This window comes from Streptomyces massasporeus (genome assembly GCF_014648995.1).
In the GTDB taxonomy this organism is placed as follows: Bacteria; Actinomycetota; Actinomycetes; order Streptomycetales; family Streptomycetaceae; genus Streptomyces; species Streptomyces massasporeus.
This window is the reverse complement of sequence record NZ_BMSE01000004.1, coordinates 186,266-212,489: the sequence shown is the minus strand read 5'-3', so window position 1 is coordinate 212,489 and position 26,224 is coordinate 186,266. Positions and strand designations below refer to the sequence as shown.

The 26,224-nt window shown below is 72.3% G+C and carries 22 protein-coding genes and 1 pseudogene; 8 read left to right on the top strand and 15 right to left on the bottom strand.

Features of this window, described 5'->3' with window-relative positions:
* Positions 1 to 64: 64 nt before the first annotated feature.
* Positions 65 to 1,360, bottom strand: a complete 1,296-nt coding sequence (locus IE153_RS12515) for an MFS transporter (protein ID WP_189589997.1) — start codon at positions 1,358 to 1,360, stop codon at positions 65 to 67.
* 8 nt (positions 1,361 to 1,368) lie between these two features.
* Complete coding sequence (locus IE153_RS12510; RefSeq protein ID WP_189589785.1) at positions 1,369 to 2,001, bottom strand: winged helix-turn-helix domain-containing protein; 633 nt, start codon at positions 1,999 to 2,001, stop codon at positions 1,369 to 1,371.
* 122 nt (positions 2,002 to 2,123) lie between these two features.
* Between IE153_RS12510 and IE153_RS12505 the strand changes: the two genes are divergently transcribed.
* The gene (locus tag IE153_RS12505) at positions 2,124 to 2,801 is read left to right on the top strand and encodes an RNA-binding S4 domain-containing protein (RefSeq protein ID WP_229828975.1); all 678 of its coding nucleotides are present in this window, start codon (positions 2,124 to 2,126) and stop codon (positions 2,799 to 2,801) included.
* 106 nt (positions 2,802 to 2,907) lie between these two features.
* Here IE153_RS12505 and IE153_RS12500 read toward each other — a convergent pair whose 3' ends face one another.
* From IE153_RS12500 to IE153_RS12485, 4 genes and pseudogenes are all read right to left on the bottom strand, one after another.
* Positions 2,908 to 3,369: a DoxX family protein gene (locus tag IE153_RS12500; protein ID WP_189589784.1), complete on the bottom strand. Its 462-nt coding sequence runs from the start codon at positions 3,367 to 3,369 to the stop codon at positions 2,908 to 2,910.
* A 127-nt stretch (positions 3,370 to 3,496) separates the two neighbouring features.
* Positions 3,497 to 4,328 (bottom strand): annotated as a pseudogene (locus tag IE153_RS12495) (hypothetical protein).
* A complete protein-coding gene (locus IE153_RS12490) occupies positions 4,304 to 4,981 on the bottom strand; it encodes a class I SAM-dependent methyltransferase (RefSeq protein WP_229828974.1) in 678 nt (225 codons plus the stop codon). Before IE153_RS12490 ends, IE153_RS12495 begins: the two are co-directional and overlap by 25 nt.
* Positions 4,982 to 5,138: 157 nt before the next feature.
* Positions 5,139 to 6,050 carry an acyltransferase domain-containing protein gene (locus tag IE153_RS12485; RefSeq protein WP_189589782.1) on the bottom strand — a complete coding sequence of 304 codons (912 nt, stop codon included), beginning with the start codon at positions 6,048 to 6,050 and terminating at the stop codon, positions 5,139 to 5,141.
* 73 nt (positions 6,051 to 6,123) lie between these two features.
* Here IE153_RS12485 and IE153_RS12480 point away from each other — a divergent pair, with 73 nt between their 5' ends.
* Positions 6,124 to 6,387: a DUF6343 family protein gene (locus IE153_RS12480; RefSeq protein ID WP_189589781.1), complete on the top strand. Its 264-nt coding sequence runs from the start codon at positions 6,124 to 6,126 to the stop codon at positions 6,385 to 6,387.
* A gap of 19 nt (positions 6,388 to 6,406) precedes the next feature.
* Here the strand turns inward: IE153_RS12480 and IE153_RS12475 are convergent, their stop codons facing one another.
* From IE153_RS12475 to rpsA, 4 genes are all read right to left on the bottom strand, one after another.
* Positions 6,407 to 6,787: a tetratricopeptide repeat protein gene (locus IE153_RS12475; protein ID WP_031105981.1), complete on the bottom strand. Its 381-nt coding sequence runs from the start codon at positions 6,785 to 6,787 to the stop codon at positions 6,407 to 6,409.
* A gap of 50 nt (positions 6,788 to 6,837) precedes the next feature.
* Positions 6,838 to 7,458: a dephospho-CoA kinase gene (gene coaE, locus IE153_RS12470; RefSeq protein WP_189589780.1), complete on the bottom strand. Its 621-nt coding sequence runs from the start codon at positions 7,456 to 7,458 to the stop codon at positions 6,838 to 6,840.
* Positions 7,459 to 7,515: 57 nt separating this feature from the next.
* Positions 7,516 to 8,454, bottom strand: a complete 939-nt coding sequence (locus IE153_RS12465; protein WP_189589779.1) for a PAC2 family protein — start codon at positions 8,452 to 8,454, stop codon at positions 7,516 to 7,518.
* Positions 8,455 to 8,681: 227 nt separating this feature from the next.
* On the bottom strand, positions 8,682 to 10,178 hold the full coding sequence (gene rpsA, locus IE153_RS12460) for a 30S ribosomal protein S1 (RefSeq protein WP_142164567.1): 1,497 nt from the start codon (positions 10,176 to 10,178) through the stop codon (positions 8,682 to 8,684).
* A gap of 316 nt (positions 10,179 to 10,494) precedes the next feature.
* On the opposite strand from rpsA, the gene IE153_RS12455 reads away from it, so the two are divergent.
* Together IE153_RS12455 and hrpB are read left to right on the top strand one after the other, a co-directional pair.
* Positions 10,495 to 11,355, top strand: coding sequence for a class I SAM-dependent methyltransferase (locus IE153_RS12455; protein WP_189589778.1), 861 nt, complete (start codon positions 10,495 to 10,497; stop codon positions 11,353 to 11,355).
* Between the two features lie 45 nt (positions 11,356 to 11,400).
* Positions 11,401 to 13,923, top strand: a complete 2,523-nt coding sequence (hrpB, locus tag IE153_RS12450; RefSeq protein ID WP_189589777.1) for an ATP-dependent helicase HrpB — start codon at positions 11,401 to 11,403, stop codon at positions 13,921 to 13,923.
* Here the strand turns inward: hrpB and pgfA are convergent.
* From pgfA to IE153_RS12435, 3 genes are all read right to left on the bottom strand, one after another.
* Positions 13,913 to 14,905: a cell envelope lipid trafficking protein PgfA gene (gene pgfA, locus IE153_RS12445; protein ID WP_189589776.1), complete on the bottom strand. Its 993-nt coding sequence runs from the start codon at positions 14,903 to 14,905 to the stop codon at positions 13,913 to 13,915. The two genes, hrpB and pgfA, sit on opposite strands and share 11 nt — an antisense overlap.
* 26 nt (positions 14,906 to 14,931) lie before the next feature.
* Complete coding sequence (locus IE153_RS12440) at positions 14,932 to 15,066, bottom strand: SPW_0924 family protein (protein WP_107057886.1); 135 nt, start codon at positions 15,064 to 15,066, stop codon at positions 14,932 to 14,934.
* A gap of 150 nt (positions 15,067 to 15,216) precedes the next feature.
* Positions 15,217 to 16,965 carry a lytic transglycosylase domain-containing protein gene (locus IE153_RS12435; RefSeq protein ID WP_189589775.1) on the bottom strand — a complete coding sequence of 583 codons (1,749 nt, stop codon included), beginning with the start codon at positions 16,963 to 16,965 and terminating at the stop codon, positions 15,217 to 15,219.
* Between the two features lie 341 nt (positions 16,966 to 17,306).
* Here IE153_RS12435 and IE153_RS12430 point away from each other — a divergent pair, with 341 nt between their 5' ends.
* Positions 17,307 to 18,164 (top strand): DUF4184 family protein, encoded by an 858-nt coding sequence (locus IE153_RS12430; protein WP_189589774.1) that lies wholly within the window; start codon positions 17,307 to 17,309, stop codon positions 18,162 to 18,164.
* On the opposite strand, the gene IE153_RS12425 is transcribed toward IE153_RS12430, so the two are convergent.
* Together IE153_RS12425 and polA are read right to left on the bottom strand one after the other, a co-directional pair.
* Positions 18,082 to 18,783: a hypothetical protein gene (locus tag IE153_RS12425; RefSeq protein ID WP_189589773.1), complete on the bottom strand. Its 702-nt coding sequence runs from the start codon at positions 18,781 to 18,783 to the stop codon at positions 18,082 to 18,084. The genes IE153_RS12430 and IE153_RS12425 overlap by 83 nt on opposite strands.
* A 451-nt stretch (positions 18,784 to 19,234) precedes the next feature.
* Positions 19,235 to 21,961, bottom strand: coding sequence for a DNA polymerase I (polA, locus tag IE153_RS12420; protein ID WP_189589772.1), 2,727 nt, complete (start codon positions 21,959 to 21,961; stop codon positions 19,235 to 19,237).
* A gap of 289 nt (positions 21,962 to 22,250) precedes the next feature.
* On the opposite strand from polA, the gene IE153_RS12415 reads away from it, so the two are divergent.
* The 3 genes from IE153_RS12415 to IE153_RS12405 all read left to right on the top strand — a co-directional run bounded on the left by IE153_RS12415 (position 22,251) and on the right by IE153_RS12405 (position 26,092).
* The gene (locus IE153_RS12415; RefSeq protein ID WP_189589771.1) at positions 22,251 to 24,542 is read left to right on the top strand and encodes an FdhF/YdeP family oxidoreductase; all 2,292 of its coding nucleotides are present in this window, start codon (positions 22,251 to 22,253) and stop codon (positions 24,540 to 24,542) included.
* A 56-nt stretch (positions 24,543 to 24,598) separates the two neighbouring features.
* Positions 24,599 to 25,087: a PaaI family thioesterase gene (locus tag IE153_RS12410; RefSeq protein ID WP_189589770.1), complete on the top strand. Its 489-nt coding sequence runs from the start codon at positions 24,599 to 24,601 to the stop codon at positions 25,085 to 25,087.
* Positions 25,088 to 25,219: 132 nt separating this feature from the next.
* A complete protein-coding gene (locus IE153_RS12405) occupies positions 25,220 to 26,092 on the top strand; it encodes a trypsin-like serine protease (RefSeq protein ID WP_189589769.1) in 873 nt (290 codons plus the stop codon).
* Positions 26,093 to 26,224 lie beyond the last annotated feature (132 nt).

The window sequence follows — 26,224 nt, the reverse complement described above, 5'->3', positions numbered from 1 at the left end:
CCGCGGGGACCGGTCCGGACCGCCCCTCCCGTGGGATCAGACGCCGGTGACCCGCACGGCCCGCTCATCGCCCCGGCGCCGCCAGAGCAGAGCCCCGGCGCCTCCAGAGCAGAGCGCCGGACAGCAGTACGGCGCTCGTCAGCAGCCAGGGCAGGGGGCCCGGGCGCAGCGCCCCGACGGCCAGACCCGTGAGCGCGCCGACCAGTTGCTGGGCGAGGGACTGGACGGACAGGGCGGTGGCGCGGCCCGCGCCGGCGACCCTGCGGTGCAGCAGGTCGTTCTCGTTCGGGGCCGCCGCGCCGAGACCGAGGTAGACCAGGCCGAAACCGACGACCGCGAGGGCCGTGGCCGCCGGGTGGGCGGAGGACGCGGTGATCCCGAGCAGCAACAGGCCGCCCGCACCGGCCGCGAGGCTGACCAGCACCGCCCGTTCGCCGCTGCCCGCCGCCCGGGCGGTGAGCGGCGCGAGGTGGCTGCCGACGCCGGAGCAGACGAAGCCCGCGCAGGACAGGGCGGCGTAGACCATCGCTCCGGAGCCGGTCGCGCCGGTCAGTGCGGCGGTGCGGCCCGGTACGAGCAGTTCGATCGCGGCCAGGGCGCTTCCGGACGCCGCGGCGCCGAGGAGGACCCGGCGCACGACCGTGTCCCGGCCGCCCAGCCGAAGTCCGTCGAGCACGGTGCCGGGGACGCCGCGCAGCACGGATCGCAGGGTCGCAGGTGCTCGCGGGGGCTCCCGCAGGGCGGCCAGCACATAGGCGACGAGGACGATCCGCAGCGCGGCCCCCAGCAGCAACGGGACGGACAGGGGCAGCACCGCCCCGGAGGTCGCCTCGCTCAGCCGGGTACCGAGGTCGGGTCCCAGACCGAGCAGCCACGGCAGGGCGCCGCCGAGCAGAATGCCGGCCGCGAGCGCGGCGGAGGTCGCGGTGCCGCCCCGGGCCAGGCCCGTGCGCAGCTCGGCGTCCGGGCCGGAGCACGCCTGGACGGTGTCGACGTACCAGGCCTCGGCGGTACCGCTGGCCAGGGCACGGGCCGCACCCATGAGGACCATGCCCGCGGTGAGCAGCCAGGCGGTGGTGCCGACGCCGATCAACGAGAAGGCGACGACGTTGAGCACACCTGCCGCGGCCAGGACCGGCCGGCGCCCGAGGACGTCCGAGAGCCCTCCTGTGGGCAGTTCCAGCGCGGCCACGGTCAGTGAGTGCGCGGCGAACAGCCCGGCGATCGCGGCGAGGGACATGCCGCGCTCGCTGAACAGCAGGACCATCGTGGCCAGGCCCAGGCCCGGCGGCAGCCAGAGGAGCGCGCAGACGGTGACGTACCGGTGCCGAGCGGTCCACTCCCCGGGCGGACCGGTCATGAGTCGCGTCACGGATTGAGGTCTTTGCGATCGATGGTGTGGGCGCCGGGGGCGGGTTCGTGCGGGGCGAGCGGCAGCCCGGCGGCGAGGAACACGACGTGTTCGGCGCGCGGATCATCCGCGTCCCGGACGGTCAGCTCGTCCAGCTTCGCGGCGACCGTGTCGAAGAGCTCGGTGAGCGACTCGGCCGTCAGCCGGGGCATGAGATCGCTGATGCCCGACGGCTCCACCCACTCCTCGCCGAGCCGGCCGGCGGCCATGTCCGCCTCGTGCCGGGCCAGGGACCTCTCCAGGTGCTCGATCTGACGTCGCCGCGCCAGGCTGACGAAGGCCCGGCCCGCCGCGGTGGACTCCATCGTCTCGTTGCTCCAGGACGTGACGGTGTGCAGCGCCCGCCAGCGCCGCTCCCGCCCGTCGCGGTGCTCGGCCTCGGCGATGAACGCGTATTTCGCCAGCACCCGCAGGTGGTAGCTGGCCGACGCCGACGACTCCCCCGTCCGTGCGGCCAGCTCACTCGCCGTGGCGGGGCCGTCCTGACGCAGCAGCCCGAGCAGTTGGATGCGCAGGGGGTGGGTGAGTGCCTTCAGGGCGGCGGTGTCGTGCTCGGGATCGAGTACGCGCTTGTGCTCGTCGCTGTCCATGCCGGGAGGTTAGGCCGCCCCGACCCATTGGCAAAAGAGTTTTTGCAAAACTACTTTGGCAGAGTTGGCCGAGAGGCCGATACTCCGCCCGGCGGGGCGACTCGGAGGACTAAGGTCGGGACATGGCTTCTCACGGTGCGCAGTACGAGGGGACGGACGGGACCACGGACGGAACCACAGACGGGACCGCCGACGCGGCACCCGAGTCCCCCGACGCGGCGCCCGAGTCCCCCGAGGCCACGGGCGGCTCCGGGAACGGCGATGCCAAGTCCTTGGATTCGAGGTCATCGGATCCGAAGTCCCTGGATCCGAAGGTCGCCGCCGCGATCGCCGCCGCCGAGGCCGCGGGCCCGCAGGGCGCCTCGACGGTGCGCGTCGACAGCTGGATCTGGTCCGTGCGCCTCGTCAAGACCCGCTCCATGGGCGCCACCGCCTGCCGGGGCGGCCATGTGCGCGTCAACGGCGAGCGCGTGAAGCCCGCACACGGCGTCCGCGTCGGTGACGAGGTGCGTCTGCGGCACGAGGGCCGAGAGCGGGTCGTCGTCGTCACCAGGCTGATCCGCAAGCGGGTCGGACCTCCCGTGGCCACCCAGTGCTACATCGACAACTCCCCGCCGCCCCCGCCCCGCGAGGCCGTCGCTCCCGCCGGCATCCGCGACCGCGGCGCGGGCCGTCCGACGAAGCGCGACCGCCGCGAGATGGAGCGCCTGCGCGGAGTGACCGGGCCGGGCAGCGTGTCCGGCCCCGGCCCTGTTCCCGGCAAGGGCCTCGGCAGCGCCCCGGGCAAACCGAGGCCCTGAGCAGGGCGAGGAGCCCACATCACCCCTCGGACCGGCGCCCGGGGACCGGCCCTCGCCTCCGCTCCGCACGCAGCCGGAGTCTCGGAGGCGCCCCCGTCGCACCCGGTCACGCCCGTCGCCGCAGCAGCCCCGGCAGCTCCGCGTTGTGCCCCCGCCGCGCCCACGCTATGAGGACGAGCGGCACGATCAGGATCAGCGGCGTCGCCGCGTACTGCCCGTCGAAGACGGCTATCTGCACGACGAACGCTCCCACCATCAACGCGCTCAGCGCCATCGCCGCCACCGACTGGAGCACCGGGATCAACAGGGCGATCGCCCCGGCCAGTTCGAGCGCGCCGATGGTGTACATCCCCGCGCTGCCCCAGCCGAGCCGCTCGAACGACTCGGCGGCCGACGGGTGCCCGATCAGCTTGGGCAGGGCGCTCGGAATGGCGTAGAAGAGGGCGAGCAGCACCTGCAGCGTGCGCAGCGCGATGCGGGCACGCCGCCCGCGAGCGGTAGCGGACTCGGCGATGACGACGCCGGCCGGGGTGCGGTCGGTGGTGACGGTGGCGGTGGTCTCGGACATGAAGGTCTCCTGGGGGAAGCGGTCCGTGTCGGTGTCGGAGAGGTAGACCGGTCCGCGTCCCTGAACTCATCGCTGCCGGGGGGACGTCGAGCGGAATGTCACCCCGCCCCTCTCACTTCACCGCCCGTCAAGGGCAGAGCCGTTGGAGCTTCTCCCCCGGGTAGGGAGTCGTCCGGCTCTCACTCTGGAGGGTGCGGTAGAAGTCGGTCATCACGGCCGCGACCGGGGCGTTGCGAGTGAGGATCTCCGCTGTCCCCGGTGGCGCCCCCGGCGAGTCGCCTTCCCTGGGCCCATGCTCGTATCAGTTCTCCACGTACCTCCCAGTCCTCTCCGTACAGTGCGCTGATCAGCCAGTTCACGTGCCAGCTGGCGGTGTAGCAGCGGTCGTAGCCGCGATGCCGGTCGTAGAAGTCGGCCTCGGTGGGCGTGAGGGCGAAGCGGGTGGACAGGGCGAGGCCGAAGTCGGTGAAGTACAGGCGCCGTCCGTCGGTCAGGATGTTCTCGAAGTGGGCATGGGGTACCTCGTCCGGCAGCACCCGCCAGTGGTACATCAGCGGAACACCCTGGAACTGCCCGGAGAGCACCCAGTTCGTGGTCATGGCGTGGGCGGCGACCTCCCGCCATGCCCCGAACGAGGGCCCGCCGATGCCGTACTGGCAGATCATGGGCAGTCCGAACACGTTGGCCGTGGACCGGCGGCGCTCCGGCCGCTGTTCCAGGTCCGTGAGGGGCACGCGCTTCACGAAGACCGGCGTGCCGGACACATCCAGCCGGGCAGAGGTTCCTCCGATGCCCGCACCCAACGGCACAGCGCTGTCCACCAGTTCGCGCAGCTCGGCGTCCCCGAGCAGAGCCAGGGAGGTCGCGACCGTGTCGTAATCGCTCAGACGCCCCGGCTCCCTTCCGCGGAAGGGATCCCGCGCATCCGGCCCGCCTAGACCGCCACCGCCCGCACCCATATCCGGTCCTCCGTCAGGTAGCGGTCCACCCTCAGGCCCGCCTCCGCCAGGGCCTCCTCGAACTGCTCCTTGGTCAGTGGTCGTGCCCGGAACGTATGGGTCCAGACCGCGTCCGGGAACTCGTACTCCGCGCGGACCGAGTTGACCCCGTCGCCGAGCGGCTCCGCGGACGCGATCCGCACGGTGAAGCCGCTGGGGTCCTTGCGCTCGCGCGGCACGTTGTCGTGGTAGTCCTCGCCCTCCCGCTGGATCAGCACGCAGCCGCCCTCCGCGACATGGCGCGCGCAGGTGCGCAGCAGGCCCCGCCGCACCTCGACGTCCCCCGTGTGCACGAGGAAGGACGCGAGCAGCACCACGTCGAACGTCTCCCCCAGGTCGAGGTCCTCGATCGGGCTGCAGATCGTCCGCGCGCCGCGCACGCGCTCCAGCATCGGTGCGGACTCGTCCACCGCCGTGACCGTGAACCCGCGCTCCAGCAGTGCGTGGGTCATGCGGCCCACCCCGCTGCCGAGCTCCAGGATGCGCCCGCCCTCGGGGACCGCGGCGGCGATGACCTCCGGTTCGTCCCCGACGGGCAACCGTGAGTAGAGCTCCACCGCGCAGCCGTCCGGGGTGATGGCCCCGGGTCCCGTCCCCTCGTACCCCTCACGCATTTTCATCTCCATGCCCGCCCAACGGACCGCATCCGCACACCCGTTCCCGCAACGCCCATCTTCACCCGTCCGAGTGAACGAGGCGCCGCGGGCGGGGAGTTGAGGCACATCGCCGAGGAGGCGGCCCCGCAGCGAAGACCGCAGCGGACCCCGTCGGCTACAGCCGAAACCAGCCGTGCCCCATGTACCAGTGGCCGCCCGCCCGCAGGTGATCCCCCACCGCCCGCTCCACGGACGTACGCCTCGGCAGGCCGGCCACCGGCAGGTCCGGGTCCCCGAAGACGAAGCGGACCGGTTCGCCGTCCGCCGGTTCCGGCTCTTCGCCGGGGTCACGCCCGGGCTCGAAGCGCCCCTGGAACCGGAGGATGTTGGACTCGGGATCGAGGTGACGCTTCAGCTGCGGGTCGAGCAGCCAGGAGTGGCACACCGCGACCCGATGTCGCTCCCGCGGAAAATGACGGGCGAAGAACTCCCGCGCGAGTTCCAGGGAACGGTCGCAGGCCGCCGGTGACAGCGCCCCGTGGAAGTCCGGGATATGCAGGTTGAGACAGGGCTCCCCCGGTGCCGCGTCCAGCCCGGCCACCGCCACCGCCCGCCCCGTCCGCTGCCCGAGGCGGGCCCGCTCGAACTGGAGCCGTCCCAGCTGGTACAGCTCACCGCGGAAGTGGTGCGTGAGCCAGTGCGGGACCTCCACCCCTCCGCTGCCGCGCCGCCGTCGGTGGAACGCCATGTTCCGCCCCAGGTCGGCGAGGGTCCGGCGGCTGACGTCGGCCGTGACGCCCCGCTCGCGGTGATACGCGCGCGTATGGGGCAACGCCGCGACGAACACGAAGACGGCGAAGTACCGGCCCAGCGCGGCCGGGGCTTCGGCGACGCGCTCGGCGAGCGGCACCTCGACGCCGACCTCGCCGATGTCCCGTACCAGGTCCTCGACGCACTCCTCCAGGAGCCTCATGGCCCGGACATCGGCGGTGAGTGTCCGCCGCAGGGCGACCAGGTCGTTGATGTCCTCGTGCGGCACCGCCAGATCGAGCAGGATCTCGGGCAGTGCGTCGGCGTCCGGCAGCATGCGCGGCTCCCCGGTCGACCTTGGTGATCCCCCGCCACGAAGAGTACGTTGCAAGCAGGAGTGGCGATCGACGATGCGTACCGGCAGTGAACCGCGGACCGCGCGCAGTGCCCTGCGGGCGCGCTTCTGGCTGAGTCTGTGGGGGCTGGTCTGGGCGCTCTTCGGGACGGTGGCGTTCGCGATCGCCGGGCGAAGCGGCTGGGCCATCGCCTGCGGTGTGCTGCTGCTGATCGTCACGATCGATCTGGCCGTCGTCCTGCGGCACATCCGCCAGGGCCCGCACTACCAGCCCGGCCGCGACATCCCGCCCTACCGGCCGCCGGACGGACGCCCCTGACGCGGGCGGGAGCGACTGGTCACGAGTCGAAGCGCGCGGCCTTCAGGAATTCCGGGTTCGGATCCAGCGCGGCCGCCAGGCGGAAGTGGCGCCTCGCCTGGTCGGGACGGCCCTGGCGCTCGTACGTGCGGGCGAGCGCGAAGTGCGCGAACGCGTTGTCCGGCTCCCGCTCCAGGACGATCTGGAACTCGAGCTCCGCCGGCCTCAGCTGCGCCGCCGCGAAGAAGGCCCGCGCCCGCAGCAGCCGGGCCGCGGTGTTCTCCGGGTGCGTGGCGATGACGCCGTCGAGCAGCTTCACCGCGCCCCGCGGGTCCCGGGCCGCGAGCAGTTGCTCGGCGGCACGGAAGTCGATGACGTGCGTCTCCGGGGTACGTCCGGTGGAACCGCTGGTCTCGGGCACGGCAGAGTCCTTCCCTCGCTGCAGAGGTTCAACGCTCCCGCGCAGAACAGCTATTCCGCGGGAGACGGCCGGGACGCCTGCGACCTGAGCACCAGCTCGGCCCACACGTCCTTCACGCGCTGCTCCAGCTCCTCCAGCGGGACGTCGTTGTCGATCACGATGTCCGCGATCTCCCGGCGCTGCTCGCGCGTCGCCTGGGCGGCCATCCGTGCCCGGGCGTCCTCCTCGGTCATGCCGCGCAGCCGTACGAGCCGGTCGAGCTGGGTCTCGGGGGCGGCGTCGACGACGATCACCAGGTCGTACAGCGGCGCCAGGCCGTTCTCCGTGAGGAGCGGGACGTCGTGGAGCACGACCGCGTCCTCGGCGGCGGCCTCCTCCAGCTCACGGGAGCGGGCGCCCACCAGGGGGTGCACGATCGCGTTGAGGGTGGAGAGCTTCTCCGCGTCGGAGAAGACGATGGCGCCGAGGCGGGGCCGGTCCAGGCTGCCGTCGGCGGCGAGGATCTCCTCCCCGAAGGCGCCGACGACCGAGGCGAGCCCCGGCGTCCCCGGTGCGACGACCTCCCGCGCGATGCGGTCCGCGTCGATCAGCACGGCCCCGCACGCGACGAGCAGCCGTGACACCTCACTCTTGCCGGCACCGATGCCGCCGGTCAGGCCCACCTTCAGCATGTCCCGCAGCTTAGGCCCTGCCACTGACAGGGCCCTCGCCCGGGCCGCGGGACGGGATCAGGTGTCGCCTTCGCGTTCCGCCAGGAACTTCTCGAACTCCTGGCCGATCTCGTCCGCCGACGGGATGTCCACCGGCTCGGCGAGCATGTTGCCCCGGGTCTCGGCGCCCGCGACGGCGTCGTACTGGTGCTCCAGGCCCTCGATGAGGGCGCTGAGGTCCTCGTCGCCCTCGCGGATCTGCCGGTCGATCTCCGTCTGAGTGCGGTGGGCGTCCGAGCGCAGGGCGTGGGCGATGCCGGGCAGGACCAGTCCGGTCGCCGCCGTGATGGCTTCCAGGACCGTCAGGGCCGCGTCCGGGTACGGGGAGCGGGCGATGTAGTGCGGGACGTGGGCGGCTACGCCCAGGACGTCGTGCCCCGCCTGGAGCAGGCGGTACTCGACCAGGGACTCGGCGCTGCCGGGCACCTGCGCCTCCTCGAACGGGCTGGGGTGGCCCGGGACGAGGTCGGTCCGGTTGCCGTGCGGGGTGAGGCCCACGGGCCGGGTGTGCGGTACGCCCATGGGGATGCCGTGGAAGTTGACGGAGAGCCGGACGCCGAGCCGCTCCACGATCTGCTTCACGGCGGCGGCGAAGCGCTCCCACTCCACGTCCGGCTCGGGGCCGGACAGCAGCAGGAAGGGCGCGCCGGTGGCGTCCTGCACGAGCCGCACCTCGAGGGCGGGGTCCTCGTAGTCGGTCCAGCGGTCGCGCTTGAAGGTCAGCAGCGGGCGGCGGGCGCGGTAGTCCACGAGCCGGTCGTGGTCGAAGCGGGCGACGACCTGGTGGGGCAGGGAGTCGAGCACCCGGTCGACGATCTGGTCGCCCGTCTCGCCGGCGTCGATGTATCCGTCGAAGTGGTAGAGCATGACAAGTCCGGCCGACTCCTGGGCGAGCGCCATGTCGACGACGGCCAGCCCCTTCGGCTCCCAGGCGTACAAACCCTGCGGATCAAGCACAGTGACCGCTCCTCCTCGTGTTCACAGTCCACAACGCCGTTACGGGCGTGGGCATTCCCGCGGGAGGAGATTCATGATCTTGGCGGCGTGGGCAAGGCCCTTTCGGGAGTGCGCAAACTGCGCGACAGACCCCCACGGCCCGCAGCCGAACGACGGCCCGAAAACGCCAAGGGGCCGCACCTCGAAAGGTACGGCCCCTTGATCAGGAGCTACAGCTCAGTGGGCGTTCAGCTCTGCCCACCGGCCAGCTTCTCGCGCAGCGCGGCCAGCGCCTCGTCCGAGGCCAGCGCACCGGAGTTGTCCGGGCCCTCGGAGGAGTACGAACCGCCACCACCGGACGCGGCCGGAGCGGCAGCCTCGCCACCCTCGGCAGCGGCCTTCTCGTCCGCCTCGCGGGACTTGATGACCTGCGCCTGGTGCTGCTCGAAGCGCTGCTGCGCCTCGGCGTACTGGGTCTCCCACGCCTCGCGCTGGGTCTCGTAGCCCTCGAGCCAGTCGTTGGTCTCGGGGTCGAAGCCCTCGGGGTAGATGTAGTTGCCCTGGTCGTCGTACGACGCGGCCATGCCGTAGAGCGTCGGGTCGAACTCGACCGAGGCCGGGTCCGAACCGAAGGACTCGTTGGCCTGCTTCAGCGAGAGGCTGATGCGACGGCGCTCGAGGTCGATGTCGATGACCTTGACGAAGATCTCGTCGTTGACCTGGACGACCTGCTCCGGGATCTCCACGTGGCGCTCGGCCAGCTCGGAGATGTGGACCAGACCCTCGATGCCCTCGTCCACGCGGACGAACGCACCGAACGGAACCAGCTTCGTGACCTTGCCGGGCACGACCTGGCCGATCTGGTGGGTGCGGGCGAACTGCTGCCACGGGTCTTCCTGGGTCGCCTTCAGCGACAGGGAGACACGCTCGCGGTCCATGTCGACGTCGAGGACCTCGACGGTGACTTCCTGGCCGACCTCGACAACCTCGGAGGGGTGGTCGATGTGCTTCCAGGAGAGCTCCGAGACGTGCACCAGGCCGTCGACGCCACCCAGGTCCACGAAGGCACCGAAGTTGACGATCGAGGAGACGACGCCGGAACGGACCTGACCCTTCTGGAGGGTCGTGAGGAACGTCTGGCGGACCTCGGACTGGGTCTGCTCCAGCCAGGCACGGCGGGACAGGACCACGTTGTTGCGGTTCTTGTCCAGCTCGATGATCTTGGCCTCGAGCTCCTTGCCCACGTAGGGCTGGAGGTCGCGGACACGGCGCATCTCGACGAGGGAAGCCGGCAGGAAGCCACGGAGGCCGATGTCGAGGATGAGACCACCCTTGACGACCTCGATGACGGTACCGGTGACGATGCCGTCCTCTTCCTTGATCTTCTCGATGGTGCCCCAGGCGCGCTCGTACTGGGCGCGCTTCTTCGAGAGGATCAGGCGGCCTTCCTTGTCCTCCTTCTGGAGAACAAGGGCTTCGATCTCGTCACCGACGGCGACGACCTCGTTGGGGTCGACGTCGTGCTTGATCGAGAGCTCGCGGCTCGGGATGACACCTTCGGTCTTGTAACCGATGTCGAGCAGGACCTCGTCCCGGTCGACCTTCACGATGACGCCGTCGACGATGTCGCCGTCGTTGAAGTACTTGATCGTCTCGTCGATCGCGGCGAGGAAGGCTTCCTCGTTACCGATGTCGTTGACCGCTACCTGCGGAGTGGTAGAGGTGGTCTCGGTGCTGCTCGTCATGTGGGAAAGGGCTCCGGTACGGACAGTGAGTCGTAGGTACTGCTTACGCCGGGAGCCCGTTTCGCTCTGAAGAAGCCGGACAGCCAAGGAAGCGCCACACAAAACCACTGGCGGCGCCTCGACAACCGAGGGGACATACAACAGATGCGAGCGCGACCTGCTACGTCTGAGGTGCGCAGGCCCGCAGCGCAACTTGTAGCATACGGGGGCAGCCGGGCAGGGTCAATGCGCGAAGCCGCCCACGCGGGGCGGATCGCCGCATACCCGGCACAAGTCCTGTCGTCCGAGGCCACGCAGGCCGTCCGACGCCCCCTTTGTGCCACCGCCGGGACCGGCTGGACGGAAGAGTACGACGAGGGAGCCGATCATCCAAGAGTCCGAAGCGTCCGAACCCGAGGCCACCCGGCGCGATGCCGATGTCACGGAAAGCTCCCGGGCCAATCGTGGCTGGTGGGACCGCAACGCGGACGAGTACCAGGTCGAGCACGGCACGTTCCTCGGTGACGACCGCTTCGTGTGGGGTCCCGAGGGTCTGGACGAGGTGGAGGCCGAACTGCTCGGCCCGCCGGAGGGGCTGAAGGGCCGGGACGTCCTGGAGATCGGCGCCGGCGCCGCCCAGTGCTCGCGTTGGCTGACCGCCCAGGGCGCGCGCCCGGTCGCCCTGGACATCTCGCACCGGCAGCTGCAGCACGCGCTGCGCATCGGCGGTCCCTTCCCTCTGGTGTGCGCCGACGCCGGCGCGCTCCCCTTCGCGGACGGCTCCTTCGACCTGGTCTGCTCGGCGTACGGGGCGCTGCCCTTCGTCGCCGATCCGCGCCTGGTCCTGCGCGAGGTGCGCCGGGTGCTGCGGCCCGGGGGCCGTCTCGTCTTCTCGGTGACGCATCCGATCCGCTGGGCCTTCCCGGACGAGCCGGGGCCGGAGGGGCTGTCGGTGTCGGGCTCGTACTTCGACCGCACCCCCTATGTCGAGCAGGACGACGAGGGCCGGGCGGTCTACGTCGAGCACCACCGCACGCTGGGCGACCGCGTCCGCGACGTCGTCGCGTCGGGCTTCCGGCTCGTCGACCTGGTCGAGCCGGAGTGGCCCGCGTGGAACACCTCCGAGTGGGGCGGCTGGTCCCCGCTGCGCGGGAACCTGATCCCGGGTACGGCGATCTTCGTGTGCGAGCGCGACTGAGCACGCGCGCGTGGGACCTCGTCCCGGGCGTACGACACTGAGGGCGTGATCCGTTACGACGCCCTGGAGTCCCTGCCCGTACGCGGTGCCCTGCCCGCCCTGGACGACGCCCTGGAGGGGCACGGCACCGCCGTCCTCGTGGCGCCGCCCGGCACCGGCAAGACGACCCTGGTGCCGCTCGCGCTGGCGGGACTGCTCGAGGAGGGGCCCGGTCGGCGGGTGGTCGTGGCCGAGCCGCGGCGGATCGCGGCCCGGGCCGCGGCGCGGCGGATGGCGTGGCTGCTGGGTGAGAAGCCCGGTGAGAGCGTCGGCTACACCGTGCGCGGGGAACGGGTCGTCGGGCGGCACACGCGCGTGGAGGTCGTCACGACCGGTGTGCTGGTGCAGCGGCTGCAACGCGACCAGGAGCTCTCCGGTGCCGACGTGGTGGTGCTCGACGAGTGTCACGAGCGGCACCTGGACGCGGACACGGCGGCGGCGTTCCTGTGGGACGTGCGGCAGACCCTGCGCCCGGAGCTGCGGCTGGTGGCCGCCTCGGCGACGACCGACGCGCAGGGGTGGGCGCGGCTGCTGGGCGGGGCGCCGGTGGTCGAGGCGCGCGGCACGGCCCATCCGGTGGAGGCCGTGTGGGCCCCACCGGTGCGGCCCGTACGCCCGCCGCACGGGATGCGGGTCGACCCGGCGCTCCTGACCCATGTGGCGTCCGTGGTGCGGCGGGCGCTGGCCGAGCGGGACGGGGACGTGCTGTGTTTCCTGCCGGGCGTGGGCGAGATCGCCCGGGTCGCCGGGCAGCTCGGCGGACTCGGCGACGTCGAGGTGCTCCAGGTGCACGGGCGGGCGCCGGCGGCCGTGCAGGACGCGGTGCTGGCACCCGGGGAGCGGCGGCGGGTCGTGCTGGCCACGTCCGTCGCGGAGTCGTCGCTGACCGTGCCCGGGGTACGGGTGGTCGTGGACGCGGGGCTGGCGCGTGAGCCGCGGGTGGACCACGCGCGCGGGCTGAGCGCGCTGACGACGGTACGGGCCTCCCAGGCGGCCGGGCGGCAGCGGGCGGGGCGGGCCGGGCGTGAGGCGCCGGGGGCGGTGTACCGCTGCTGGGCGGAGGCCGAGGACACGCGGCTGCCGCGGTATCCGTCGCCGGAGATCAAGGTGGCCGACCTGACGGCGTTCGCGTTGCAGGTGGCGTGCTGGGGGGACCCGGACGCGTCCGGCCTGGCGCTGCTGGACGGCCCGCCGAGCGGGGCCATGGCGGCGGCGCGGGAGGTCCTGACGGCGGTGGGGGCGGTGGACTCCGCCGGGCGGGCCACGGAGCGGGGTGTCGCTCTGTCCCGGCTGGGACTGCATCCACGGCTGGGGCGGGCGCTGCTGGACGGGTCCGGCCCGGTCGGGGCGGAGCGGGCCGCCGAGGTAATCGCGCTGCTCAGCGAGGAGGCTCCGCGGGAGTACGGGGACGACCTGGCGGGCGCGTTGCGCCGTGCTCGGCGTGGGGGTGACGCCTACGCGTCGCGGTGGCGGAGTGAGGTTCGGCGGCTGAGGGCCGTCGTTTCCGGTGTGTCGTACAAGAGCGCGGCGGAAGCGCAGACGCGGGCGACTCTCTCCGAGGAGCAGCAGGCCGGGCTCGTGGCCGCTCTCGCCTTTCCCGAGCGGGTCGCCAAGGCCGACGGCGGGTCCTACCTCATGGCGTCCGGGACCCGCGCCGAGGTCGGTGCCGGCAGCGCGCTGCACGGTTCCCCCTGGATCGCCGTCGCCATGGCCGACCGGCCCGTCGGCAGGGGGCACGCGCGGGTGCAGCTCGGGGCGGTCGTCGACGAGGAGACGGCCCGCGTCGCGGCGGGGGCCCTGCTGGAGGAGCGGGACGAGGTCCGCTGGGACGGAGGGGACGTCGTGACGCGGCGGGTGGAGCGGCTGGGGGCCGTCGAGGTGACGGTGCGGGCGCTGAAGGACGCCGGTCCCGGGCTCGTGCGCGACGCGTTGCTCGACGGGCTGCGCCGGGAGGGGTTCGGGCTGCTGCGGTGGTCCGCGGAGGCCGATGCGCTGCGGCAGCGGCTCCGCTTCCTGCGGCTGCACCTCGGTGCGCCCTGGCCGGACGTGTCCGATGACGCGCTGCACGCGCGCGTGGAGGAGTGGCTGGAGCCGGAGCTCGGCCGGGCGCGGCGGCGGGCCGATCTGGCGCGGATCGATGCCGGGGAGGCGCTCGCCCGGCTGCTGCCCTGGGCTTCCGGGGCGGCGGGGCGGCTCGACGAGCTGGCTCCGGAGCGGATGACCGTGCCGAGCGGGTCGAGGATCCGGATCGACTACTCCCGGCCCGAGCAGCCCGTGCTGGCGGTGAAGTTGCAGGAGATGTTCGGGCTGAACGAGTCGCCCCGGGTCGCCGGGGTGCCGCTGCTCGTGCACCTGCTGTCCCCGGCCGGGCGGCCGGCCGCCGTCACCGCCGACCTCGCCTCGTTCTGGCGGGACGGCTACAAGGGCGTGCGGGCGGAGCTGCGGGGGCGGTATCCCAAGCATCCGTGGCCCGAGGACCCGGCCTCCGCCGAGCCGACCCGGCACACCAACGCGCGGCTCAGGCGCTGACCGACGGTACTTCCGCGGCCTCCGAGGGGGCCGAAGCCGCGGGGCGGCGGCCGCGGGCCTCCACGTACAGCGCGAGGGCGAGCAGGAGGACGCCGAGGGTCAGGAAGCCCCACGGCAGGTAGGACGTCAGCAGCGCGATGAGCAGGCGCTGGGACTTCACCAGGTCGACGGTGTGCGTGATGTAGTCCTCGCGCATCTTCACGTGGCCGGCGAACGCGGTCACCTTCTCGCGGTCGCCGAGGAGGGTGCCGCCGCGCAGTTCCTCCTTGTGGATCTCCTCGCCGTACACGGGGGCTCCGGTGAGGGGTTCGACCCAGAACTTGCGGACCGTGGTGTACCAGCGTGTCGTGCCGGTCTGTTCCACCGCCTCGGGGGTGAGGCCCTCGACGGGCAGGGTCTTCGGGATCTTGACCTCGGTCCAGGGGATGGTCTGCTCGAAGTAGTAGACCTCCAGGCCGCGGAAGTCCCGGGTGCCCTTGTACGTGATGGGCGCGGTGACGCGGGCCTGGGCGTCGAAGTACTCGTAGTCCCGCTTCCCGGTCAGGAAGGGCCATTTGAACTCGATGCCCTGGCGGCGCACCGGGTCTCCGTCGACCATCTCGCCGGTGGCGTGGACGGGTTCCTGGGTGTGGGCGTCGAAGATGTAGCGCTCGGGGATCCTGGAGACCATCTTGCCGTCGGGGCCGACGACGTAGGACAGGCCGTCCCAGACGACCACGTCCCGGCCGGCCGACTCCTCGATCCGCTCGGAGGCCTCCACGTCGCCCTTGAGGGTCTGGACGATGGTGACCTTCGAGACCTTCTTCGCCTTCATCGTGCCGTAGTCGAGAAGGGTGGCGTCCTTCGCCTCCAGCACCATGTCCTGGTACTGGTTCGCGGGGACCTTGGCGAGGCGGGGAAAGGCGTACCAGCGCAGCAGCGGGGACAGGGCCGCGAAGAACACGGCGAGGGCGAGCAGGACCAGGCCGGCCTTGCGGCGCATCTCGGCCTCCCTCCCGGGCGGGGCGGTCAGGGGTGTGCGGGCACGGTCGTCAGCAGCGGCTTCGGAGATGTCCCGCCCGAGGGGGAGCCGAGGGCGGTCAGGGTCAGGACCACGGCGAACGCGAGGGCGAGACCGGCGGCGGCGGCGATGAGGGCGCGCATACGGAGCCTCCCCACGGGTGGTGACGGCCAGAACTGATGCACCGTCAGGTTGTTCGGCACCGTAGCAACGCGCGGCGGAGATGAGAACACGTTGCACACACAACGACGCCCCTCCTTATAAGGAGGGGCGTCGTCTGTCGTACCTGAGAGCTACGCGCTCGGGCCGGCCGACGGGCTCGGCGAGGACGTCTCGGCCGCCGCGACGGTCAGTTCGACGGTGAGTGTCGCGCCGCCTGCCGTGGTGACGCGGAGCAGGAAGGTGCCGGTCGTGTCGTCCGCGTACAGCTTGGGCAGCTTCAGCAGGCCCTTGGCGTCCGTCTTGAGGCCTGTGAGGGTTCGGACGGTCTTGCCGTCGGCGTCCTTGAAGTAGGGGCCCTTGTCGGTGACGGTCGGGTCGTCCGCCGACTTGATCAGCGTGGCGGTGGCCGCGACACCGTCGGCGACGGCGCCCTTGTACGTGGCCTTCACCTCGACCTGGTTCGCGAACGTGCCGCCCGGGGCGCAGGTCAGCGCGGCGTCACCGGTGCGGGCGAGGGCGTCGGCGGCGCGCTCGGTGACGGTGGCCTTGTAGTCGAGGCCCGGGACGGCACGGCCCACCACAGTGGCGCGGACGGTGACGGTCCCGGTCTTCTCCCCCGCCTGCAGGGCGGGCGCCACGGCCACGCCGGAGCTGTTGGTGGCGACCGTGGCCACGTCCTCGCCGCCGGTGAAGGTGGTGTCCGTGTCGCCGACGATCGTGAAGCGGACCCTGACCTTGGCGACGGCCTTGCCGGCCTCCGTCTCGGCGCGGGTGCTGATCCGCCGGCCGAACGCGTCGCCGGCCATGGCGGTGAGCTTCGCGGTTCCGGCGTCCTCCAGGTGGTCCACCGTGTCGGTGGGGGTGGGAGGCGTGGTGGGCGGCGTGGACGGGGTGTCGGGCGGGGTGGTGGGCGGCTTCGGGGTCGTCGTGCCGCCACCGCCGGGCTTCTGGGGTGTGTCGGGCTTCTCGGGCTTGGGGCCGGGCCTGGGCGTCGAGCCTGCCGGAGTCGTCGTACCCGGGATGGTGGGCGTCGGGCTGGCGCCCGCGCCGTCGTCGCTGCGGTTGCCGGGGAGCGTGCCGGTGCCGTCCGGGACCTCGTGCGTGCCCTTGCGGTAGTACTCCAGCCACCTCATGACGAGGTTCAGGTAGTCCCGCGAGTTGTTGTAGCTGAGGATCGCCCGGTCGAGGTCGCCCTGCTGGGACAGGTCCCAGTCGTTGCGGCACAGGTAGTGGCCGGCGGCGAGCGCGGCGTCGTAGATGTTGTTGGGGTCCTTCTTGCCGTCGTCGTTGCCGTCGCGGCCGGCCCAGGCCCAGGTGGAGGGGATGAACTGCATGGGGCCGACGGCCTGGTCGTAGGAGCTGTTGCCGTCGTACGCGCCGTCGTCGGTGTCCTTGATGAGGGCGAAGCCGTTGCCGTCGAGCTGCGGGCCGAGGATCGGCTTGAGGGTGGTGCCCTCGGCGTCGACCCGGCCGCCGCGGGCCTGTCCCGACTCCACCCGGCCGATGGCCGCGAGGAGTTGCCAGGGCAGGTTGCAGCCGGGCTTGGCCTCGCGCAGCGTGGTCTCGGCCTTCTTGTAGGCGTCGAGGACGGTCGCGGGGATGCCGGATTCCGTGGTGCCCGTACCGCCGGGGGCGGGGCCCGTGGACGGGGACGGGTTCGGGCTCTTGAGCGGGGGCAGATCCGTGTAGTACGGCGAGTTGCCGGTGGCGCTGCCGTCGGAGGCACTCGCTTCGGGGGACGGGGTGGCGTCGGCAGCGGTCTGTCTGCCGTGGTCGTTCACGCCCGGAGCCTGGGAGGCGGACAGGGCCGCGACCGCTACCGCGGCCACGGCGGTGGTCGCCGCCCCCTTGCGCAGCCTCCTGCCGAATTGCGCCGCCATAGAGTGAACCCCTCCCGTGGACGCCCGAGCGTCCGGTCTACGTCTGCAGTGTTCGCCCTGTTGTGACGATCCAACCGCCCGAGGGGTTGCCCTCCGACGGTCACAACTCTGTTCTCTTGCGTGCTCTGCTCTTTACCGCGGTCACGTGGTCGACGCGCTCCCCGCGCGGCGACTCTGGCGACCCTACGACAACTTCCTTTGCACGGGCACCCGTTCGTGACCGTTTTTCACCAGTTGGTCATGTCCGCTGGTGACGCCGTCGGCCTGGTGGCATCCCGCATACTGGGCGACTGACCGCCGGGCTCCCCCGCCTGGTGCAACGACCCTCGCGAGGAGCCGAGTTGCCGTTCACGCTGAGCCATGCGGCAGCCGTACTGCCCGCCGTCCGCACCGACGGCACCGGCCGGGGCCCGCTGGTGCCCGCCGTGCTCGTGGCGGGGTCCTTCGCGCCCGACATGACCTACTACGCGGCGAGTGCGCTGTCCGGGGCGATGGAGTTCGGCGATGTCACGCACTCGGTGCCGGGCGTCTTCACGGTCGATGTGCTCATCGCCTGGGCGCTGGTGGGGTTGTGGCTGCTGATGCGTGAGCCGCTCGTCGCGTTGCTGCCGCGGGCCCGGCAGGGGCGGGTGGCGGTCCTGCTGCGGTGCGGGGCGCCCCGCGCGCGGGTGCGGCCGTCGCTGGTGGCGGGGTGGTACGCGTCCGCGGCGCTCGGGGCGCTGACCCATGTGGTGTGGGACGCGTTCACGCATCTCGACCGGTGGGGCATGCGGTTGTTTCCGGTGCTGGGCCGGGAGGTGGCTGGCTCACCGCTGTACTGGTACCTGCAGTACGGGGGTTCGGCTGTGGCCGCTGTCGTGATCACCGTGTTCGTGGCGCGGGCGCTGCGGCGGACGCCCGTGTGCGAGCCGGTGGGTGTTCCCGTGCTGGCGGCACGGGACCGTCTGGCGGCCACTGCCGTCGTAGGCGGCTTCGCGCTGGCGGGCGTGGTGCAGCGGGCGTCGCGGTGGTGGGCGTACTGGGGCTCGGCCGCGAAGCCCTGGGAGATCATTCCGACGGTGTGCTTCGGCGCGGGCGCGGGACTCGTCCCGGCGCTGCTGCTCTACGCCGTGGGGGTCAGGGTGCTGCGTCCGGTTCCGGTCCCCGCCGGTCCTGCCCCTGTCGCCGAGACGGAGCCGAGCCGCCCGGCCGCTCGCTGAGGACGCTGTCGGTCGTCGTGATGTACACGGTGATGGTGGTGTGCGCGGGGCGGGGGCGTGGGAGCAGGGTGAGGACGAGGGCCAGGTAGTCGCGGGCCAGTCGGGCCCAGGGGCGGGAGGGTTTGCCCGGTGGTTCGGGGGTGCAGGGGAGCCGGGCCCCGGCGGGGACGTTGCCGGTGACGGCGGTCAGGTCGGCAACGGTCAGCGTGCTGTCGGCGCCGATGACACCGGCGAGGACGGCCAGGGCGTCGCTGCCGGTGAGGCCGGTGAGGGCAGCGAGAGCTTCCGTGTCGGCGAGACCCGTCAGGGCGGACAGGGCATCGGTGTCCGCGAGACCGGCGAGGGCGGCCAGTGCTTCGGTGGCGGCGAGGGCAGAAGCGGTGCTCAGGTCGTCCGCACCCGGAAGAGCCGTCGCGGCGGTCAGGGCGCTGGTGTCGGCGGAGCCGGTGGGGCGCCGTCCGCGGGTGGCCAGGCGTTGCCGGAGGTCTGCCGTCGCGTGGCGCAGAGCCGAGGTGAAAGTGACAGGGACGCGAACCGTACTCGCGGCGGCCTCGAACGCCGGGCCCGGCGGCAGTGCCACGCCTGATGCCGTGCGGCTGAGGAGCGTGCGTATACCCATGCCCCGCATCTTTGCGAGCACCGTGGGCGGAGGCGCCTTCTCGGGGTCCACGCGAGTGACGGATCAGTGAGGGCGGCGGCCCGGTGGCCGGGTCCAGGCCGCAAGCGCCCGGGTCTTGGAGGGCCGGCCGGGGCGGGGCGGGTGACCGGGGCGAGCCGGTGCCCGGCTCAGGCAAGACTCCCGCGCCCCGGCTCAGGCGGGCCGACGCTCCCGGGCCCGGGCGAGACCTCGGCACCCCAGGTCAAGGCGGTGAGCCCGACACCTCCGGCTCAGGCGAGCCACAGGGTCCGGCCGAGGCGGAACCCCGGCGGCCTGGCAGAGACGGCACCCGGGCTGCGACGGTCTCCCCCGGGTCGGCCATGCGGACCCTGGCACCCCCTGCCGACGCGGGACCCGGGCCACGGGAAACCCCCCGCCCACCCGGGCCACCGCACCCGATCCGCCCGGCGGGCTAGTGCGCCGCCGACTCCCAGTCCGGGCCCGCCCCCACCGAGACGCCCAGCGGGACGCGGAGGTGGACGGCGTTCGCCATCTCGCGGCGGACCAGTTCCTCGGCGGCGGACCGCTCCCCGGGGGCGATCTCCAGCACGATTTCGTCGTGGACCTGGAGGAGCATGCGGGAAGCGAGGCCCGCCTCCTTCAGGGCGTCGTCGACCTTGAGCATGGCGATCTTGACGATGTCGGCCGCGGTGCCCTGGATGGGCGCGTTGAGAGCCATCCGCTCGGCGGCCTCGCGGCGCTGGCGGTTGTCGCTGTTGAGGTCGGGGAGGTAGCGGCGGCGTCCGAACAGCGTCGCCGTGTAGCCCGTGGCCCGGGCCTCGTCGACCGCCCGGCGCAGATAGTCCCGTACGCCGCCGAACCGCTCGAAGTACGCGTCCATCAGGGCGCGGGCCTCCGCCGCCTCGATGTTCAGCTGCTGGGAGAGGCCGAAGGCGGACAGTCCGTAGGCCAGGCCGTACGACATGGCCTTGATCTTGCGGCGCATCTCGGCGTCGACCCCGGCCGGCTCGACCGCGAAGACCTGGGAGGCGGCCGTAGTGTGCAGGTCCTCGCCCGAGGTGAAGGCCTCGATCAGGCCCTCGTCCTCGGAGAGGTGCGCCATCACGCGCAGCTCGATCTGGCTGTAGTCGGCCGTCATCAGCGACTCGAAGCCCTCGCCGACGACGAAGCCGCGGCGGATGGCGCGGCCCTCGTCGGTGCGGACCGGGATGTTCTGCAGGTTCGGGTCGGTCGAGGACAGGCGGCCGGTGGCGGCGACCGTCTGGTTGAAGGTGGTGTGGATGCGGCCGTCCGCGGCGATCGTCTTGATCAGGCCCTCGACGGTCACGCGGAGCTTGGCCTGCTCGCGGTGACGGAGCATGATCACCGGGAGCTCGTTGTCCGTCTGGCCGGCGAGCCAGGCCAGGGCGTCGGCGTCCGTGGTGTAGCCGGTCTTGGTCCGCTTGGTCTTGGGCAGGGCCAGCTCGCCGAAGAGGACCTCCTGGAGCTGCTTGGGCGAGCCCAGGTTGAACTCGTGCCCGGCCGCCGCATGGGCCTCCTTGACCGCCTGCTGGACCGCGCCGGCGAACATCTGCTCCATGGCCTCCAGGTGGGACCGGTCCGCCGCGATGCCGTGCCGCTCCATGCGGGCGAGCAGCGCGGACGTGGGCAGCTCCATGTCACGCAGCAGGTCGGCGGCGCCGACCTCCTCCAGGCGGCCCTCGAAGGCCTGGCCCAGGTCCAGGACGGCCCGGGCCTGGATCATCAGGGCCTCGGCCTCGGCGCCGTCGTCCGCCCCGAAGGCGAGCTGGCCGTCGGCCGCGGCGGCGGGCGTCAGCTCGCGGTGCAGGTACTCCAGGGACAGCGCGTCCAGGTCGAAGGAGCGGCGGCCCGGCTTGACCAGGTAGGCGGCGAGCGCGGTGTCCATGCGCACGCCCTCGACGCTCCAGCCGTGCTCGGCGAGGACGCGCATGGCGCCCTTGGCGTTGTGGAGGACCTTGGGCCGCGCGGCGTCGGCGAGCCAGGACGCGAAGGCCCGCTCGTCGGCCTCGTCGAGCTCGGAGGGGTCGAACCAGGCGGCGGGGCCCTCGGGCGCGGCGAGGGCGACCTCGGCGACCGAGCCGGTGCCGAGCGCCCAGGTGTCGACCGTGGCGATGCCGAGGGGCTGGGTGCCGTGCTCGGTGAGCCAAGCGGACAGCTCGCCGGTGCCGAGCACCGTGCCGTCCAGCTCCACGCCCTCGGAGCTGACCGGGGTGGTCTCGGCCTCCTCGGCGCCCGGGTCGACGGCGAAGAGCCGCTCGCGCAGCGACGGGTTACGGATCTCCAGGGTGTCCAGGATCATCGCGACGGCCTTGCGGTCGTAGGCCGCGCGCTCCAGCTCGGTGACGCCCCTGGGGAGCTCGACGCGGCGCTCCAGTTCGGTGAGCCGGCGGTTGAGCTTGACGGACTCCAGGTGGTCGCGGAGGTTCTGGCCGGCCTTGCCCTTGACCTCCTCGACGCGCTCGACGAGCTCGGCGAAGGAGCCGAACTGGTTGATCCACTTCGCGGCGGTCTTCTCGCCGACGCCGGGGATGCCGGGGAGGTTGTCGGAGGGGTCGCCGCGCAGGGCGGCGAAGTCGGGGTACTGCGCGGGCGTCAACCCGTACTTCTCGAACACCTTCTCCGGGGTGAAGCGGGTGAGCTCGGAGACGCCCTTGGTCGGGTACAGCACCGTCGTGTGCTCGCTGACCAGCTGGAAGGAGTCGCGGTCGCCGGTGACGATCAGCACCTCGAAGCCCTCGGCCTCGGCCTGGGTGGCGAGCGTGGCGATGACGTCGTCCGCCTCGAAGCCGTCCACCGCGAAGCGCTGGGCTCCCATCGCGTCCAGGAGCTCGCCGATCAGCTCGACCTGACCCTTGAACTCGTCCGGGGTCTTGGAGCGGTTCGCCTTGTACTCCGTGAACTCCTGGGACCGCCAGGTCTTGCGGGAGACGTCGAAGGCCACCGCGAAGTGCGTGGGCGCCTCGTCGCGCAGCGTGTTGGCGAGCATCGACGCGAAGCCGTAGATCGCGTTCGTCGGCTGGCCCGTCGCGGTGGTGAAGTTCTCCGCGGGCAGCGCGAAGAACGCGCGGTAGGCCAGCGAGTGCCCGTCCATGAGCATCAGTCGCGGCCGGCTGCCGCCGGAGGTCTGGTCGGTCGTCTTCGATGCTGTCTCTGCCACGCCCCCGATCCTGCCACGCCCCACTGACACTCGGCCCCGCCCCTGCGGGTGCCGGGCCCGGGCGCACCCCTCGGGGGCCCCGCTCACACCGCCGTCGGCGCCTCCCGGCCCGACCGCGGCCCCTCGGGGGACCCCCCTCACCCGCCGTCGCCGCCTCCCGGCCCGACCGCGGCCCCGCAGGGGCCCCCTCACCCGCCGTCGCCGCCTCCCGGCCCGACCGCAACCGCTGTCACCACCGCGTGCGAGGATCGAGGGCCTACCTCACAGCGCAGTCGAAGGGGAGTGTGCGATGGCGTCGAAGCCGCCCAAGAGCGATCCGGTCCAGGACGCGCCGCAGGTCGCCGGGCCGAAGCACGCGGCCGCGGGGCTCCCGGCCATCGGACACACACTGCGGATCGCCCAGCGGCAGATGGGCGTGAAGCGCACCGCGCTGACGCTGCTGAGCGTGAACCAGAAGGACGGCTTCGACTGCCCGGGCTGCGCCTGGCCCGAGCCGGAGCATCGGCACAAGGCGGAGTTCTGCGAGAACGGCGCGAAGGCCGTGGCCGAGGAGGCCACCCTGCGCCGGGTCACGCCCGAGTTCTTCGCCGCGCACCCGGTCGCCGATCTGGCCGGCCGCAGCGGCTACTGGCTGGGGCAGCAGGGCCGGCTGACCCACCCCATGTACCTGCCCGAGGGCGGCTCGCACTACGAGCCGGTCACCTGGGAGCGCGCCTTCGACATCATCGCCGAGGAGATCGCCGCGCTCGCGTCCCCGGACGAGGCCCTGTTCTACACCTCCGGCCGCACGAGCAACGAGGCCGCGTTCCTCTACCAGCTGTTCGCCCGCGAGCTCGGCACGAACAACCTGCCGGACTGCTCGAACATGTGCCACGAGTCGTCCGGGTCGGCCCTGTCGGAGACGATCGGCATCGGCAAGGGCAGTGTCCTGCTGGAGGACCTCCACAAGGCCGACCTGATCATCGTCGCCGGGCAGAACCCGGGGACGAACCACCCCCGCATGCTGTCCGCGCTGGAGAAGGCCAAGGACAACGGCGCGAGGATCATCAGCGTAAACCCGCTGCCGGAGGCGGGTCTGGAGCGCTTCAAGAACCCGCAGACCCCGCAGGGCATGGTCAAGGGCGCCGCGCTCACGGACCTGTTCCTGCAGATCCGCATCGGCGGCGACCAGGCCCTGTTCCGCCTGCTGAACAAGCTGATCCTGGAGGCGGACGGCGCGGTCGACGAGGCGTTCGTGCGGGAGCACACGCACGGCTACGAGGAGTTCACCGAGGCCGCCCGCGCCGCCGACTGGGACGAGACGCTCACGGCGACCGGCCTGACCCGGGAGGAGGTCGAGAAGACCCTGCGGATGGTCCTGGCCTCCGAACGCACCATCGTGTGCTGGGCGATGGGCCTCACCCAGCACAAGCACTCCGTCCCCACGATCAGGGAAGTCGTCAACTTCCTCCTGCTGCGCGGCAACATCGGCCGTCCGGGCGCGGGCGTGTGCCCGGTGCGCGGGCACTCGAACGTGCAGGGCGACCGCACGATGGGCATCTTCGAGCGGCCCGCCCCGGCGTTCCTGGACGCCCTGGAGAAGGAGTTCGGCTTCGCGCCCCCGCGCGAGCACGGCTATGACGTCGTACACGCCATCCGCGCCCTGCGCGACGGCGAGGCGAAGGTCTTCTTCGCCATGGGCGGCAACTTCGTGGCGGCGTCCCCCGACACGGACGTCACCGAGGCGGCCATGCGCCGGGCCCGGCTGACCGTGCACGTGTCGACGAAGCTGAACCGTTCGCACGCGGTCACGGGCGCGCGCGCCCTGATCCTGCCGACGCTCGGCCGCACCGAGCGCGATCTCCAGGGCAGCGGCGAGCAGTTCGTGACGGTCGAGGACTCGATGGGCATGGTGCACGCCTCCCGGGGCCGCCTGGAGCCCGCGAGCCGGCACCTGCTGTCGGAGCCGGCCATCGTCAGCCGGCTCGCCCGCCGCGTGCTCGGCGAGGGCAGCCGCACGCCGTGGGAGGAGTTCGAGAAGGACTACGCGACGATCCGGGACCGCATCGCGCGCGTGATCCCCGGCTTCGAGGACTTCAACGCGCGCGTGACGGGTTCTGCTGGTCGCCCTGGCGGCTTCGCCCTCCCCCACGCCCCGCGCGACGAGCGCCGCTTCCCCACGGCCACCGGCAAGGCCAACTTCACCGCCGCGCCCGTGGAGTATCCGGAGCTGCCCGAGGGCCGCCTGCTGCTGCAGACGCTGCGCTCGCACGACCAGTACAACACCACGATCTACGGCCTCGACGACCGCTACCGGGGCATCAGGAACGGCCGCCGGGTGGTACTGGTCCACCCCGAGGACGCGCGGGCCCTGAAGCTGGCGGACGGGTCGTACGTCGACCTGGTCGGCGAGTGGAAGGACGGTGTGGAGCGCCGGGCCCCCGGTTTCCGCGTCGTGCACTACCCGACGGCCCGCGGCTGCGCCGCCGCGTACTACCCGGAGACCAACGTGCTGGTGCCGCTGGACGCCACGGCGGACACCAGCAACACCCCGGCCAGCAAGTCCGTGGTGGTGCGTCTGGAACAATCGGCGACCGACTGAGCGTTTGCTCAGCGACACAGGCAGCCGAGTGACGAGGACGAACGGAGCCGGGCCCGATGGGTGAGCAGCAGCATGTGAAGTTCCCGCAAGAGGTCATCGACGAGTACGCCGCGCTCGGCGTCGACCTTCTGGCCCTGTTCTCCGCGGGCCACCTCGGGAACCGGATGGGCGTCCAGATCTCCGAGGCGTCGGCGGACCGGGTCGTCGGCACGATGCCGGTGGAGGGCAACACCCAGCCCTACGGGCTGCTGCACGGCGGGGCCTCCGCGGTGCTGGCCGAGACCCTCGGCTCGATCGGGTCGATGCTGCACGGCGGCAGCTCCAAGATCGCCGTGGGTGTCGACCTGAACTGCACCCACCACCGAGGGGTGCGCTCCGGACTGGTCACGGGCGTGGCCACGCCCGTGCACCGGGGGCGGTCGACCGCCACGTACGAAATCGTCATCACGGACGAAAACGACAAAAGGGTCTGCACGGCACGGCTCACCTGCCTCCTGCGGGACGTGAAGCCGGCCGACGAGGAACTCATCCGCGGCGCGAACTGACCCCAGCGGTCCGGCCGACGTAGGGAAAACCCTGGAGGGGCGGGCGCGCTCTTGTCGCGACCGCCCCCCTGGCCTTTCACTTGCGCCACCCCCCGCAGGAGAAGACCCGTCCCACCCGCAGAAGGGTTTCTCTTGACCTCCGCACGCGCCTTCTCCGTCACCGCCGCGGCCTGCGCCACCGTGCTCGCCACCGCGCTGCCGTCCTCCGCCATCAACTCCTACAACGCCGCGCCCGCCCCCGAACGCACCGAGGTCGGCGCGCTGGTGGCCACCTGGGACGACGACGGCGACCCCGCGACCCCCGACCGGGTCGACTGGGTCTGCTCCGGCACCATGATCGACGCGGACACCTTCCTGACCGCCGCGCACTGCACCTCGGACTGGCCCGACAACGTGCGGTTCCACGTCTCCCTCGACCAGGACGTGCAGTCCGGGCTCGACTCGGCCGCGAAGAAGCACCCGGGCGATCCGGCCGCGCAGGCCGCCGCCGTCGCCGTCCGGGGCACCGCCCACACGCACCCCGACTACCCGGGGCCCGCCTCCGACACCCACGACATCGCGGTGATCCAGTTGCCCGCCACCGAGATGAAGGCCCGCTGGAGCTTCACCCCGGCCACCCTGCCCACCGCGAACCAGCTCGGCAGGCTGGGCCCGCAAGGCCTGAACACCACCGACTGGCTCGTCGCCGGATACGGCACCCAGGAGGCCGTCAACGGCCCCGGCGGCCAGACCCACCCGGGCGGCGGCGTCCGGATGAAGGCACCCGTCACCTTCAACGCCCTCAACGGCTCCTGGGCCCGGCTCGCGATGACTGCACCGCAGGGCAACGGAGGCGCCTGCTACGGCGACTCGGGCGGCCCCAACTTCGCGGCGATCGGCGGCCGGAGCATCCTCGCCGCCACCACCATCACCGGCGACACCCCCTGCTACGCGACCAACGTGACGTACCGCCTGGACACGCCCGGCGCCCGCGCGTTCCTCTCGCCGTTCACGAAGCTGCCGTAGGCCATACGACCGCGACACGCACCGCCCCGCCGCATCACGCACCCGGCGCGGCGGCGGGGCACCGCCCGCTTTCGCTGCACCGCCGGCTTCCCACAGGCCGGATTCCCCACGCCGCCCCGCTCCCCGCACCAC

Coding starts and splice junctions, on each gene's coding strand:
- coaE (WP_189589780.1), bottom strand. CDS start 7,458: ATGCTGAAGGTGGGCCTGACCGGCGGCATCGGTGCCGGCAAGAGTGAG.
- IE153_RS12500 (WP_189589784.1), bottom strand. CDS start 3,369: ATGTCCGAGACCACCGCCACCGTCACCACCGACCGCACCCCGGCCGGC.
- IE153_RS12505 (WP_229828975.1), top strand. CDS start 2,124: ATGGCTTCTCACGGTGCGCAGTACGAGGGGACGGACGGGACCACGGAC.
- IE153_RS12415 (WP_189589771.1), top strand. CDS start 22,251: ATGGCGTCGAAGCCGCCCAAGAGCGATCCGGTCCAGGACGCGCCGCAG.
- rpsA (WP_142164567.1), bottom strand. CDS start 10,178: ATGACGAGCAGCACCGAGACCACCTCTACCACTCCGCAGGTAGCGGTC.
- IE153_RS12490 (WP_229828974.1), bottom strand. CDS start 4,981: ATGCGTGAGGGGTACGAGGGGACGGGACCCGGGGCCATCACCCCGGAC.
- IE153_RS12515 (WP_189589997.1), bottom strand. CDS start 1,360: ATGACCGGTCCGCCCGGGGAGTGGACCGCTCGGCACCGGTACGTCACC.
- IE153_RS12480 (WP_189589781.1), top strand. CDS start 6,124: ATGCGTACCGGCAGTGAACCGCGGACCGCGCGCAGTGCCCTGCGGGCG.
- IE153_RS12510 (WP_189589785.1), bottom strand. CDS start 2,001: ATGGACAGCGACGAGCACAAGCGCGTACTCGATCCCGAGCACGACACC.
- IE153_RS12440 (WP_107057886.1), bottom strand. CDS start 15,066: ATGCGCGCCCTCATCGCCGCCGCCGCCGGTCTCGCCCTCGCGTTCGCC.
- IE153_RS12485 (WP_189589782.1), bottom strand. CDS start 6,050: ATGCTGCCGGACGCCGACGCACTGCCCGAGATCCTGCTCGATCTGGCG.
- pgfA (WP_189589776.1), bottom strand. CDS start 14,905: ATGCGCCGCAAGGCCGGCCTGGTCCTGCTCGCCCTCGCCGTGTTCTTC.
- IE153_RS12410 (WP_189589770.1), top strand. CDS start 24,599: ATGGGTGAGCAGCAGCATGTGAAGTTCCCGCAAGAGGTCATCGACGAG.
- IE153_RS12435 (WP_189589775.1), bottom strand. CDS start 16,965: ATGGCGGCGCAATTCGGCAGGAGGCTGCGCAAGGGGGCGGCGACCACC.
- IE153_RS12425 (WP_189589773.1), bottom strand. CDS start 18,783: ATGGGTATACGCACGCTCCTCAGCCGCACGGCATCAGGCGTGGCACTG.